11 protein-coding genes are annotated in these 12,060 nt (G+C 60.4%); 7 read left to right on the plus strand and 4 right to left on the minus strand.

What is annotated here, in order from left to right; all coding sequences use genetic code 11:
* Positions 1–3 precede the first annotated feature (3 nt).
* Together QF629_12085 and QF629_12090 are read right to left on the minus strand one after the other, a co-directional pair.
* Complete coding sequence (locus QF629_12085) at positions 4–699, minus strand: hypothetical protein (GenBank protein ID MDP6014262.1); 696 nt, start codon at positions 697–699, stop codon at positions 4–6.
* Positions 700–711: 12 nt separating this feature from the next.
* A complete protein-coding gene (locus QF629_12090; GenBank protein MDP6014263.1) occupies positions 712–1,344 on the minus strand; it encodes a cytochrome b N-terminal domain-containing protein in 633 nt (210 codons plus the stop codon).
* 145 nt (positions 1,345–1,489) lie between these two features.
* On the opposite strand from QF629_12090, the gene QF629_12095 reads away from it, so the two are divergent.
* The 3 genes from QF629_12095 to QF629_12105 all read left to right on the plus strand — a co-directional run bounded on the left by QF629_12095 (position 1,490) and on the right by QF629_12105 (position 3,781).
* Positions 1,490–2,632 (plus strand): pentapeptide repeat-containing protein, encoded by a 1,143-nt coding sequence (locus tag QF629_12095; GenBank protein ID MDP6014264.1) that lies wholly within the window; start codon positions 1,490–1,492, stop codon positions 2,630–2,632.
* The gene (locus tag QF629_12100; GenBank protein MDP6014265.1) at positions 2,629–3,219 is read left to right on the plus strand and encodes a pentapeptide repeat-containing protein; all 591 of its coding nucleotides are present in this window, start codon (positions 2,629–2,631) and stop codon (positions 3,217–3,219) included. The genes QF629_12095 and QF629_12100 overlap by 4 nt, the downstream gene beginning before the upstream one ends.
* A gap of 196 nt (positions 3,220–3,415) precedes the next feature.
* Positions 3,416–3,781, plus strand: coding sequence for a cupin domain-containing protein (locus tag QF629_12105; protein ID MDP6014266.1), 366 nt, complete (start codon positions 3,416–3,418; stop codon positions 3,779–3,781).
* Between the two features lie 128 nt (positions 3,782–3,909).
* On the opposite strand, the gene QF629_12110 is transcribed toward QF629_12105, so the two are convergent.
* Positions 3,910–4,665 carry an SDR family NAD(P)-dependent oxidoreductase gene (locus QF629_12110; GenBank protein MDP6014267.1) on the minus strand — a complete coding sequence of 252 codons (756 nt, stop codon included), beginning with the start codon at positions 4,663–4,665 and terminating at the stop codon, positions 3,910–3,912.
* Positions 4,666–4,744: 79 nt separating this feature from the next.
* On the opposite strand from QF629_12110, the gene QF629_12115 reads away from it, so the two are divergent.
* Positions 4,745–4,879, plus strand: a complete 135-nt coding sequence (locus QF629_12115) for a hypothetical protein (protein ID MDP6014268.1) — start codon at positions 4,745–4,747, stop codon at positions 4,877–4,879.
* Positions 4,880–4,919: 40 nt separating this feature from the next.
* Here the strand turns inward: QF629_12115 and QF629_12120 are convergent, their stop codons facing one another.
* Entirely contained in the window at positions 4,920–6,698 is a 1,779-nt protein-coding gene (locus tag QF629_12120; GenBank protein ID MDP6014269.1) for a long-chain fatty acid--CoA ligase, read from the minus strand.
* Positions 6,699–6,798: 100 nt separating this feature from the next.
* On the opposite strand from QF629_12120, the gene QF629_12125 reads away from it, so the two are divergent.
* The 3 genes from QF629_12125 to QF629_12135 all read left to right on the plus strand — a co-directional run bounded on the left by QF629_12125 (position 6,799) and on the right by QF629_12135 (position 11,880).
* Complete coding sequence (locus QF629_12125; GenBank protein MDP6014270.1) at positions 6,799–8,598, plus strand: M3 family oligoendopeptidase; 1,800 nt, start codon at positions 6,799–6,801, stop codon at positions 8,596–8,598.
* 308 nt (positions 8,599–8,906) lie between these two features.
* Positions 8,907–9,437 carry an invasion associated locus B family protein gene (locus QF629_12130; protein ID MDP6014271.1) on the plus strand — a complete coding sequence of 177 codons (531 nt, stop codon included), beginning with the start codon at positions 8,907–8,909 and terminating at the stop codon, positions 9,435–9,437.
* A gap of 37 nt (positions 9,438–9,474) precedes the next feature.
* A complete protein-coding gene (locus tag QF629_12135; protein MDP6014272.1) occupies positions 9,475–11,880 on the plus strand; it encodes a tetratricopeptide repeat protein in 2,406 nt (801 codons plus the stop codon).
* Positions 11,881–12,060: the final 180 nt, after the last annotated feature.

Genomic DNA, 12,060 nt, shown 5'->3' on the forward strand with positions numbered 1-12,060 from the left:
GTCCTACCAATTCTCCGTCGGCTCTTGGAAATGCCGCAAATGCCAGTTTGCGTCCTTATAGGCCTCGCTCTCTTCGCCGGGGCGATTGCGCCCGAGCGCAATCTCCATCTCGCGCACCTCGCGATAGTGCTTGGCCATATCGGCTGGCGGTAAGGCAATGCGCGCGCCGGCCATCGGCGTGTGGCAGGAGATACAGCTCGTGGTCTTGGCGTCGTAGCTGCGCCCCACCACCCCTAGGATGAGGATCAGCCATAGCGCCACCGTTCCGCCCGCCATGATTAGCCGCGTGCGCTTCGCCATGCGCGGCTGCTCGCTCCAGCGCTTGCGCCCGAAGAGGAACGGTACAGCGAGCAGGAACAAGAGCACCCCGAGGGGGAGCCAGAAAGTGCCGATCTGGCGCAGGGCGGCATCCTCGGCGCCGAACTGCCAGAAGGGCTCGAAAACCGCCAGCAGGTACCATTCCGGTCCCGGCACGCTGACGCCGTGATCCGGCAACGGCGGCATGTCGTGGTTGGTAGGCACCCGGTAGGCGATCGACAGCACGACGATCAGCACGAAGGTGATCACCACCGAGATACCCGCCTTGAAGGCATGCTTGGGATAGAAGCGGTGGAACTCCTGAGGATAGGGTGCATCATACTTGTCATCGACAAGAAGATCTCTGCCCTTCACGTCCTTCGCTTCCCTGACTTTTGCCATCTCTGCGCTTCCCTACAACGGCTCCGCGATGCCGTGCTTTTTGACCATCGTGAAATGGAAGAACAGTGACATAAACAGAATCGCCGGCAGCACGAGCACGTGGATGATGAAGGTTCGATAGATGGTGAAGGTGTCGAGCAGGAAGGTTTGCACGAAGCTACCGATAACGGGCCAGGTCTCCACATAGTCGACCCAGATCGCGTAGGACCAATAGGCCCGCCAGTCCCAGGGCAGGATAATGCCGGTGACCACGAACAGAAAGACCAGGACAAACTGCGCCACGCCCGACAGCCAGTTGAATTCGCGTGGGTTGCGATAGGCGCGGCGGTAGAACACCGTGACCATGTGCGTAAACACGGTCGCAACCAGTAGGGTAGAACCCCAACGGTGCATGTTACGCATCAGCCAGCCGCCGCTGACCTCGTTGCTCATCTGCTCGATACTTTGCAGCGCCAACTCTGGATTGGGCATGTAGAACATGACCAGGAATATGCCCGTGAGCAGTTGCAGCACGATGATGAACAGCGAGATGCCACCGAAGCAATAGTAATAGGCGTTGTTGGGGACTGCCTGCGACAACTTCTTGCGCACGAATCCGCCTGTACCGGTTCGTGACTCGAACCACTGGTAGAGCCCAGAACTCATAGACCGTTGTCTCCCCTCTCAGTCGGCATTCGCCGTTGGCGCCAAAATAGCCTTCTCGGCAGCCCCTTGGCCAGAGCGGAGGGCAATATCCACCATACTCATTCCTCACTTGACGCGGGCCTGAGAGTCGGGGACCGTGCGCGCCATGGTGCGTTACACGACAAGGCAACTTGCGGCGCTGCTCGTCATCTTGCTTGCAAGCCCTGCGGCAGCATTTGACGACACCGACCTGCAGCGCATGGTGGCACTCAATCAGTGCGAAGCCTGTGACTTGCGCGAGGCAAGGCTGGCGGGTGCGGACCTCAGCCGCGGCGCCTTGCCCGGCGCGGACTTGCGCCAGGCCGACTTGCGCCAGGCCGATCTCAGTGATGCGCGCCTGCCCCAAGCGCGCCTTGCCAAGGCCGACATGAGCGGTGCCGATCTCACCGGCGCGGTCCTCGGCCAGGCCGATCTGCGCAATGCCATTCTCGCTGGCGCCGACATGGGGTTTGCCGATTTGCGGGGGGCGGAACTCAGCAATGCCAATCTTGTTGGCGCTCGTCTCGTCCGCGCTGAACTCGGCCGCGCCACCCTGCGCCGTAGCGATCTGACCGGCGCCAATCTCGGCAAGATCGAAGCCATCGATGCTGATCTTTCGGGTGCCACGCTGATCGGCGCTAACCTGATAAGGGCTAATTTGCACAAGGCGTTCATGGGCGAGGCCGATCTCACAGGCGCATTTATGACCGAGGCCGTGCTCAGCCGCGCCGATCTGGCCGGTGCGGTCATGGTTGAGGCCGATCTCGAGCAGGCGAACCTGCGTGGCGCCTTTCTCAACGACGTAGATTTCAGCCAGGCCAACCTAGTGGATGCCGATCTGTCGGGCGCTGACCTGAGCGGCGCCATCCTGTATCAGACGAGGGCGAGCGGCGCCAATCTTGCCCGTGTCACCCTGAGCAGTGCCAGCCTCAGCGACGCCGATCTCAGTGGTGCTGATCTGACGGGCGCGCTGGCCGATGCCAGTGACATGACTGCTGCGCTGCTGGTCGGCGCGACACTGACCAAGGCGGACCTTGACGGTGCCACGCTCGATCGTGCCGACCTCACAGGCGCAACGCTCCGCTATGCCAACTTGCGCGGCGCCAAGCTCGCGGGCGCTGACCTTAGCGGTGCCGTGCTGCGCAAAGCGAATCTCACCAAGGCTGATCTCACCGGCGCTAAGTTGGAGGGCGCAGACCTCACCGGCGCCATCCTTTGTGGCACGACGCTGCCGTCAGGCGAAGAAGAGAACGGGGGATGTAGAGAATGATGCGCATCGTGCTTTGCCTGATCGTTTTCGCCACGCCGGCGCTCGCCTTCGACGAGAGGCAACTCATGGCGCTCAAGGCCGAGGGCCAGTGCATCGCCTGCGATCTCTCGGGTGCTGATCTCACCGGTGCCGATCTCGCCCACGCCAATCTCTGGCGCGCCGACCTGCATGGCGCCAACCTGGCTGGCGCCGATCTCAGTGGCGCCAACCTGCGTGATGCCAACCTAGCCGGGGCTGATCTCAGCGAGGCGACTCTCAGCGAGGCCAATCTCAAATATGCCGCGTTGTCCGGTGCCAGCCTGCACGCGGCCAACCTTGCGGGCGCAAATTTGCTCGCCGCCGACCTCGTGGCGGCAAACCTCGGCGAGGCCGATCTGACCTATGCCTACCTCGCCCATGCGGACCTGCGCGGCGTCAGCGTGGCTGGGACCACCTGGCGGAACGCTACGCTCAGCGAAGCGGACCTCGACGGTGTTGATCTCAGCGACCTCGACCTCACCAGCACCGCCTTGCGCAACACCAAGGTCGCCGGCGCTACCTTTTGCCGCACCCAAACCCCCTGGGGTCAGGAAGACTCGGGCTGCTGAGGCTGCTGGAAACACCCGCACAAGAAGTTGATTTCCAAGCGAAACCAGGCATTGGGTTCGGTTCGTAATTTTGCCTTCCAGCCGCAGGCCGTTGTTACCTAGCGATCTTCACCCCAGTAAGCTAGAGCGAGACTGGTCTTCGCCTGATGAACAGGGTATTCCCCTGACAACGGGGCAAGAGCGAGGATGAAGACCCATGGACGATCCGCATTTCTTCAATTTGCATGATCTCAGCCAGGGCATCGCGCGCGTCTTGGCTGAAGGCCTAGAGACCCGCGTATTCCCCGGCGAGAACGTAATGCTGTCGGTGGTACGCATGGCGCCTAACAAGTCCGGAAGCATGCACAGTCATGCCGAGGAGCAGTGGGGCGTGATGCTCGAAGGCAGCGGCGTGCGCATTCAGGACGGTATAGAGCACCCAGTCGCGGCGGGTGATTTCTGGCAGTCGCCGGGTCACGTCGAGCATGGCCTTCGCGCCGGATCCGAGGGCGCTCTGGTGCTCGACATCTTCAGCCCACCGCGCGACGAGTACCGCAAGCAGGGAGTGGGCTTTGGCACGTGAGGTCGAGGCCGCCCTACTGACCGAGCGCATCGCCGCCGTGGTGGCAAGTGGATCCGCGACGGCGTCGGGCGGGTCGATGCTATGACAACCGGCTACACGGTGCTGGACGAGCCGCCAGTGAAACTCGACTAACGCGCGTTGCGCGCGCCGTCGACCATGTAGACCGAACCCGAGCAGTGGCTGCTTTCGTCGGCAGCGAGGAATAGCATCACCTTGGCGATTTCTTCCGGTTCCGCATAGCGACCGAGAGGCGAGCTACGGGCGTAGCGGGCGTGCACGCCTTCCGGATCGTCAGGGTCCATGCCAGCTTCGAGGGAGCGCATCATGCGCGTCTCGACAGGAGAGGGGTTTATGCTATTGACGCGCACGCCCTCCGGCCCGCCTTCGAGCGCTGCCGAGCGCATCAGGCCGATGACGCCGTGCTTGCTCGCGACATAGGCGCTCATGCCTTCGCGCCCGCGCACACCAGCAATAGACGAGGTCAGTACGATGCTGCCGCCACCGCGCCTAGCGATGGCCGGCAGAGTGTGCTTGAGACCTAGCCAGACGCCGCGCAAATTGACCGCGATGACACGGTCGAAGGTCTCCTCGGGATAATCGGCGATGGGCTGAACGACGCCTTCGATGCCCGCGTTCAGAAGTGCGATGTCAAGTCCGCCGAAGTGTTTCTCTGCCGCTGCCACGCAACTGCGCATCGCCTCACCGTTGGAGACATCGGCGGCAACGCAGGCGATATCGTCGCCGGCAAGTTTGGCCATGCCCCCTTCCTCAATGTCGACCAGCACCAGCTTCGCGCCTTCCTTGGCAAACAGCCGCGCCGCCGCCGCGCCGATACCCCCCGCCGCTCCCGTGATCAGCGCCACCTTGTTCCGCAAACGCTCCATAAACCAAACCCTTTCAAAGAGTTACAGTAATATAGCCCAGTCTAGCGCGCAGGTCAGCGCCTCGTCGTGACACCGGCTCTTGCCGGCGATACCGAAACTGAATAACGGTTTCGTACACGACGTGCTGTTCGGCGGTTATGCTGATGGTGGTCCCAAGGACTGGTGGGTCAACCGCTTCGTCGAGGACCCTGTGGTCATGCTGTTCGATGGCTGACCTTCGACCGCCATTGGCATACGCTTGATACCCTGGTGGATCAGTACAACGCCTCAAGGCGCTCGCCGTAACACTCCAGAATCTGATGTCGACGCAGTTTCATGGTTGGCGTCATCATCTCGTTCTCGACCGTGAACGGCCCGTCGGCGACGACGAAGCGGCGCATCTTCTCGATAACCGATAGCTGGGCATTTGCCCGCTTTACGGCATCGTCGAGCGCCAAGTAAAAATCCTTGTCCGTGGCCAACTGGGCGAGGTCAGCTGGCTTGCCGTTGGCCCTGGCCCAGTGCACCACAAAATCCTGAGTTGGTACCACCAGCGCCACCAAATGTGGGCGCTGGTCGCCCATCACCATGGCCTGCTCGATCTCGGGTTCGAGCGCGAGGATACCCTCGATGCGCTGCGGCGAGACATTGTCGCCGCCAGAGACGACGATGATATCCTTCTTGCGGTCGGTGATCTCGATATAGCCGTCCTCATCAATGACGCCGATATCGCCGGTATGCAGCCAACCGTCCTGAAGTGCTGCAGCGGTCTCTTCCTCCAGGTTCCAGTAGCCGTCCATCAGCAGCGGTCCGCGCACCAGGATCTCGCCGTCCTCGGCAATGCGCGCTTCCGTGCCGGCTGTAGGCGGACCTACCGTGTGCAGCTTGATGTTGTTCGGCGGGTTGCAACTAATCACTGGTGCTGCTTCGGTCTGGCCGTAACCTTGTAGAAGGCGCAGGCCGAGGGCGGTGAAGAAGATGCCAATCTCAGTATTGAGTGGCGCGCCGCCTGAGACCAGCGCCTTGAGCCGCCCACCGAAGCGCCCGCGCACCTTGTTGCGCACGAGCTTGTCGACGATGGCGTTGTCGAGGCGCTCGAACCAGTTCATGCCGCCTGGGTCCTCATAGGCCTTGCGTCCGATCTTGACTGCGCGCCAGAACAACATCTCCTTAAAGCCGCCTTGGCGCTTGACGCCTTGCAGGATGCGCCCGCGCATCAGCTCGTAGAGGCGCGGCACTGCGGTCATGACGGTCGGGCACGCCTCAATCAGATTGGTGGTCAGGGTCTCGACCCGCTCGGCGTAATAGATTTGCGCGCCGATGGCGATGGGAAACATCAACCCGCAGCTATGCTCGTAGGAGTGCGAGAGCGGTAGGAAGGAGAGGAAGACCTCGTCGTCGAGGCCGAGCGAGACCAGCAACTCATAGGCGCCGACGCAATTGGCGAGAATCGCGCGGTGGCTGAGCATGACCCCCTTGGGTGGGCCACCCGTGCCCGAGGTGTAGATCAGGCAGGCAACGCTGTCGGACATGATTTGCGAGCCTTCGGCAAGCGGATTGCCCTCACCCTGCGCGCCCTCGTCGAGCGTGGTCTGCCAACGCACCACCATGTCACCGCCGCCGCCCTCGGGCTCCTCGATGGCGATTACCCGCTCGAGTGTCGGGGCACGCGCTGCCGCCTGCAGCAGCGGCGCTGCCAGCGTCGCTGTGGAGACGATGGCAAAACGGGCGCCGCTATCGACCAGAATATGCGTCTGGTCGTGCGCGGTGTTGGTGGTGTAGGCCGGCACGCTGACCCCGCCTGCTGCCATGATGGCAAAATCAGCGATCGCCCAGTGCGGCGCATTCTCCGAGACCAGCATAACGCGATCGCCGGGCTGCAGGCCCCAGACGCGTAAAGTGCGCGCCAGCGCGTTCACCTGGTCGGCCGCTTCGCGCCAACTCGTCGGTCGATATTCACCGTCGACCTTGCCCCAGAGGAACGGCGCGTCGCCTTTCGCTTGCGCCTGCTCGTGCAACATGGTCACCAGGTTCGGCCAGGTATTGAGCTTCATCGGTCGTGTCCCTCATTCCCCATAGCTCGACTCTACACCATTGGCAGCATGGCACGAGACGCCATATAGCTGGGGGATGCGAGACTCTCAGGAGACGAGAATGACGGAGACTGCTACCAACGACGGGCTCGGCGATCTGCCCTGCTGGGATCTGTCCGACCTCTATGCTGGGCGAGAGGCTGAGGCGCTGAGTGCCGATTTGGACGAGGCGGAGCGCGCTGCCGAGGATCTTGCTGGGCGCTATCGCGGCCGCTTGGCGGAGATCGATGGCGCCGGCTTGGCGGCGCTGCTCGACGCATACGAGGCGCTTGCCGACACCCTGGGTCGCATCATGAGCTACGCCTATCTCGAATATGCGGGCGACGTCAGCGATGCTGAGGCCGGGCAGTTTTTGCAAACTATGCAGGAGCGCGTGAATGGAATTGGCACGACGACGCTGTTCATCACCCTCGAACTAAACCGCATCGACGATGACGTCCTCGGACGCCAACTCAAAGCGCCGGCGCTGGCGCGCTGGCGGCCTTGGATTCGCGACACCCGCGCCTTTCGTGATCATCAGCTCTCGGACGAGCTCGAGAAATTGCTGCATGAAAAGGCCGTGGTGGGGCGAAGTGCCTGGGTACGCCTGTTCGATGAGACCACGGCGCGACTGCGCTTCGACCATCGCGGCGAGGCTCTAAACAGCGCGGCGGCGTTTGACCTGTTGTCATCGAAGGACGGCGAGGTGCGGCGTGATATTGCGGCCGAGATTTCGTGCGTGCTTTCCGAGAATGTGCAGACCTTCGCGTTAATCACCAACACCCTTGCCAAGGATAAGGCGGTCGAGGACCGCTGGCGCAACTTCGCCAGACCCATCTCGCAACGAAACTGTGAGAACCTGGTCGAGGATGAGGTTGTCGAGGCGCTGATCGCGGCGGTACGAGAGGCCTATCCACGTCTCTCCCATCGCTACTACGCGCTTAAGGCCAGGTGGATGGGCAGCGATGCGCTCGACTATTGGGACCGCAACGCGCCCCTGCCCGAGGACGACGATCAACTCGTGCCCTGGGAACAGGCGCGAACGACGGTGCTCGATGCCTACAACGCGTTCTCACCTGAGTTGGCGGCAATCGGCCGGCGCTTCTTCGACGGCGCCTGGATTGATGCACCGGTGCGTGGCGGCAAGGTACCTGGTGCCTTCGCCCACCCTACGGTGCCGTCGGCGCACCCCTATCTGTTGCTCAACTATCAGGGACGTGTGCGCGATGTCATGACGCTGGCTCACGAGCTCGGTCATGGCGTGCATCAGGTTTTAGCCGGCGCGCAAGGTGCCCTGATGGCGGAGACCCCGCTGACGCTGGCCGAGACCGCGAGCGTATTCGGTGAGCAGTTGACCTTCCGTGCCATGCTGGCGGGCGAGGGGGATGCGGTGCGCCGGCGCGTCATGATCGCCGGCAAGGTTGAGGATATGCTCAATACCGTGGTGCGCCAGGTCGCTTTCTGCGAGTTCGAGCGGCGCCTGCATGAGGCCCGGGCAGTGGCCGAGCTAACGCCCGACGCCATCGGCGATCTCTGGATGTCGGTACAGGGCGAGAGTCTCGGTCCGGCGATCAGAATGGACGACAGCTATCGCTGCTACTGGTCCTACATACCCCACTTCATCCACACGCCGTTCTACGTCTATGCCTACGCCTTCGGCGATTGCCTGGTGAACGCGCTCTACGCGGTCTACCAGGATGCCGAGGTGTGCTTTGCCGATCGCTATCTAACAATGCTACGTGCTGGCGGTACCCTGCGGCACAAAGAGCTGCTGGCGCCGTTCGAGCTAGATGCGAGCGACCCCGCCTTCTGGCACCGGGGCCTCAACGTCATCGCCGGCCTCGTTGACGAGCTGGAAGGCGCACTGGCAGAGCCAGTATGAGCGACGACGTTGCGATCGGGGCGCGAGTTCGCCGCGCGAGTTCGTCTTTGTCGACCGCGCCGCCATCAGCCTCGGCTCGGTGTCGCCAAAAACCAGAAAGATGTCAGCCTACTACGCTCAGGCTTTTCCGTGATTCTCGACAAGGCTCTATTTGTTAATGCCAAGGCGACGAAGTATCAATAACCATCTACGCCGCCTCAAAAGACGACACGGCGGTGAAACTGCCCTTTCAGAAGTAATGTTCTTATTATATGAAGGGATGGGAGCCCCTCTGTACTGTTGCCGACACTCTCCTATAAGGAAATAGAATGAGACACTTGTTTCTAATCGCGTCCGTTTTGTTGTCTGGTATTGTATTTTCATCACCCCTGACGGCTCAGCAGATCCCTACAGAGGTTCCGCCCAACGCCTGGGTTAAGGCCTGCACGGATGACGAAAAACCGGAAACATGCAGAATTATCCAGTATCTCTACATTAGCCAAGAAATTGATGGCGAGGTAAAGACAATTGGCAAAATTCTTGGCTTGACGGTGCTATATTTGGAGGACGCGAATTCGAACGAACGTGTTCCTTACATGAGTATCCAAATGCCGTTGGGCGTGGATCTGCGTGTTGGAGGCGTGGCGAGGGTTGACGAAGGCAACGAAACCAAACTTGAATATCTACGGTGTAGGAACAGCGGATGCGACGCCAGTCTTAGGCTTGATGAGGACTCGGTGCGCGCCCTTAAGGGTGGGGCCGTCCTTTCGGTCGGCTTTTTGCCCTGGGAGGCCAACGAAGTAACCGTCGTCGGGGTGACTTTGAAAGGTTTTACAAAAGCCTTCAACGAGATAAAATAAAATTCGACAGCCTAAAAAACCAAGTGTCACGCTGGGGATGGCAGGTTCATCAGACAAGCCGAAGGCGCTAACCGTTTTACAGGCGCTGAACCTCGCCGTGCAGCATCATAGTGCGGGCCGCTTGTCAGAGGCTGAAAGTGTTTATCGACAGATACTGCAATCTCATCCCGATCAGATCGATGCCTTGCATCTGCTTGGTGCAATCGCCAATCAAGTGGGGAAAAACGATATTGCCATCGATTTGATAACCAAGGCCATCGCCATCAAGCCGGATTTCGCCGAGGCGCACAACAACCTCGGTAATGCCCTTGGGAAACTTGGCCGGGCGGTCGAGTCCGAGGCAAGTTACCGGCGCGCCCTGGAAATCAACCCCGATTACGCGGACGCTCTTTATAATTTGGGCAGTTACAACTTGCGGGTGGGTAAACTGGATGAGGCAAGAATGCAACTGGAGAGGGCCGTCACCCTGAAACCAGATTTTTCCGAAGCCCACAACAACCTTGGCAACGCGCTGCTGGACCAGGGGACAGTAGACGGGGCTATCGATTGCTATCACAAGGCCCTTGCTATCAATCCCGGTTTCGCTGAGGCTAACTTTAACCTTGGCAACGCATACCGTGTATCTGGGCGTCTGAAAAAGTCCTGCGCCTGCTACCGCAAGGCCCTGTCTATCAAGCCCGATTACGCCGACGCCCACAACAATCTTGGCGTTGCACTCCAGGGTCTGGGACGGCAGGATGAGGCCTTTCCTTGTCACCGGCGGGCAATTAGCCTCAATCCCGAGAATGACATTTACTGGGCCGGCATGGCGACGTCTCTGGAAGCGGTCGCATTCGAGTCAGCCGATGACGCCCTCTGGCAAGATCTGTTGCGCCTGTTGGAACGGCCCACGGTAAAACCTGCCGGCGTAAGCCGGTCACTTGTCAGCGCCCTTCGTCATCATCCGGACTTCGCGCGCATATTGCAACGGACGGACACCGGCAAACCGGCGGGTGAAATTGTCTATGCGGAGGTAGCGTCGCAACTGTCGACGATCGCTCTTTTACTACGGATCATGGAGTTGAGCCCGATCATTGATTTAAAGGCCGAGCGGATGCTGACGGTCCTACGGCGCGCCATGCTGGAAGAGACGATGGCGGAAAAGACGACGGCGAAAAAGATGGACGCAAAAGGTCTGCCATTTACCGCGGCCCTGGCCCTGCATTGTTTTGTCAACGAGTACGTCTATTACGAAACAGACGAAGAAGTGGCCGCGCTCGAGCGGCTTCAGCAATGGATTGCGACCCGGCTGGAGCAGGCGCGTGATGTGCCGCCATCCGTCGTTGCCGCGCTCGGCGCCTACAGGCCACTCCATAAATTTCCCTGGGCCCGGGAATTGTCCGGGCGCGAGTGGCCCGATGACATCAGGGAAGTGATTGAGCGGCAAATATCGCAGCCGCTGCGAGAACGGGCGCTCAAGTCTCAGATCCCCTGTTTGACGCCGATCAGAGATTCGGTCTCTCAATCGGTTCGCGAACAATACGAGGAAAACCCGTACCCGCGCTGGGTCAAGACCCATATCCATGCCGAAAGCAGGACAATCGGCGCTGTTTTGGGAACGCCGCACCTCAACCTTGATCTGGGCGACTACGAGTCTCCCGAAAATCCGGAAATTCTGATCGCTGGCTGTGGCACGGGGCAGCATGCCGTCAATACAGCCGCCAGATTCCGGAACGCGCGGGTGCTCGGCGTCGACTTGAGCCTGAGTAGCTTGTCCTACGCCATAAGGGCAACCGATGCGCTCGGCTTATCGAACATTGAGTACGCCCAGGCCGATATCATGGAACTGGGCGGTCTCGGGCGGCAATTCGATCTCGTCGAATGCGGCGGGGTCCTTCACCATCTTGGCGATCCATTGGCCGGCTGGCGGGTTTTGGTCAACCTATTGCGCCCCGGGGGGGTCATGAAGATCGCCCTCTACAGCGAGACCGCGCGCCAGGATATCATTGCCGGGCGCGCCCTGATTGCCGGCAAGGGGTACACGGCTTCTTGCGAAAACATTCGCCGTTGCCGGCACGATATCATCGCCATGGCTGAAGACGGGGATTCGGAGATGGCGAAAACATCTGACTTAGCGGACTTCTACAGCCTGAGCGAATGCCGGGATCTGCTCTTCCACGTTCAGGAGCACCATTTCACGTTGCCGCAGATCGGGAAAGCCCTGAAAACTCTCAAGCTCCGGTTCCTCGGGTTTGAAATGCACGATCAGAAACCATTGCGGGCGTTCCAGGCGTCTCATCCGAAAAAAAGTGAACTGACCTCGCTGCCCCTGTGGCACGCGTTTGAACGCGAGAATCCCGATACGTTCCGGAGCATGTATCAGTTCTGGTGTCGAAAGGTGTCGGATGGCCGGATCGGCGGCGTCTTGGGGGGAAGTGCGGGAATATCGACAGGCCAAAGTTAGTGCGGGAATATCGACAGGCCAAAGTGTAAGGCGTCTCTTAACGAATACCTCCAATGTGTCACTAAAATGTGACCAGAAAGGCATCGCAAGACCTCTAAAGCCTTTGGTGCGAACTGACTATTTTTAATGTTGCAATAATGCCACAACCGCTCGGCACTACCCATCAAGGTGCAATTTAGC

It is taken from the genome of Alphaproteobacteria bacterium (assembly GCA_030739735.1).
In the GTDB taxonomy this organism is placed as follows: Bacteria; Pseudomonadota; Alphaproteobacteria; order UBA7887; family UBA7887; genus UBA7887.

What these genes read in the sequence shown, in the direction of transcription:
- QF629_12085 (MDP6014262.1), bottom strand. Translation starts at nt 699, where the DNA reads ATGGCAAAAGTCAGGGAAGCGAAGGACGTGAAGGGCAGAGATCTTCTT.
- QF629_12090 (MDP6014263.1), bottom strand. Translation starts at nt 1,344, where the DNA reads ATGAGTTCTGGGCTCTACCAGTGGTTCGAGTCACGAACCGGTACAGGC.
- QF629_12095 (MDP6014264.1), top strand. Translation starts at nt 1,490, where the DNA reads ATGGTGCGTTACACGACAAGGCAACTTGCGGCGCTGCTCGTCATCTTG.
- QF629_12100 (MDP6014265.1), top strand. Translation starts at nt 2,629, where the DNA reads ATGATGCGCATCGTGCTTTGCCTGATCGTTTTCGCCACGCCGGCGCTC.
- QF629_12105 (MDP6014266.1), top strand. Translation starts at nt 3,416, where the DNA reads ATGGACGATCCGCATTTCTTCAATTTGCATGATCTCAGCCAGGGCATC.
- QF629_12110 (MDP6014267.1), bottom strand. Translation starts at nt 4,665, where the DNA reads ATGGAGCGTTTGCGGAACAAGGTGGCGCTGATCACGGGAGCGGCGGGG.
- QF629_12120 (MDP6014269.1), bottom strand. Translation starts at nt 6,698, where the DNA reads ATGAAGCTCAATACCTGGCCGAACCTGGTGACCATGTTGCACGAGCAG.
- QF629_12125 (MDP6014270.1), top strand. Translation starts at nt 6,799, where the DNA reads ATGACGGAGACTGCTACCAACGACGGGCTCGGCGATCTGCCCTGCTGG.
- QF629_12130 (MDP6014271.1), top strand. Translation starts at nt 8,907, where the DNA reads ATGAGACACTTGTTTCTAATCGCGTCCGTTTTGTTGTCTGGTATTGTA.
- QF629_12135 (MDP6014272.1), top strand. Translation starts at nt 9,475, where the DNA reads ATGGCAGGTTCATCAGACAAGCCGAAGGCGCTAACCGTTTTACAGGCG.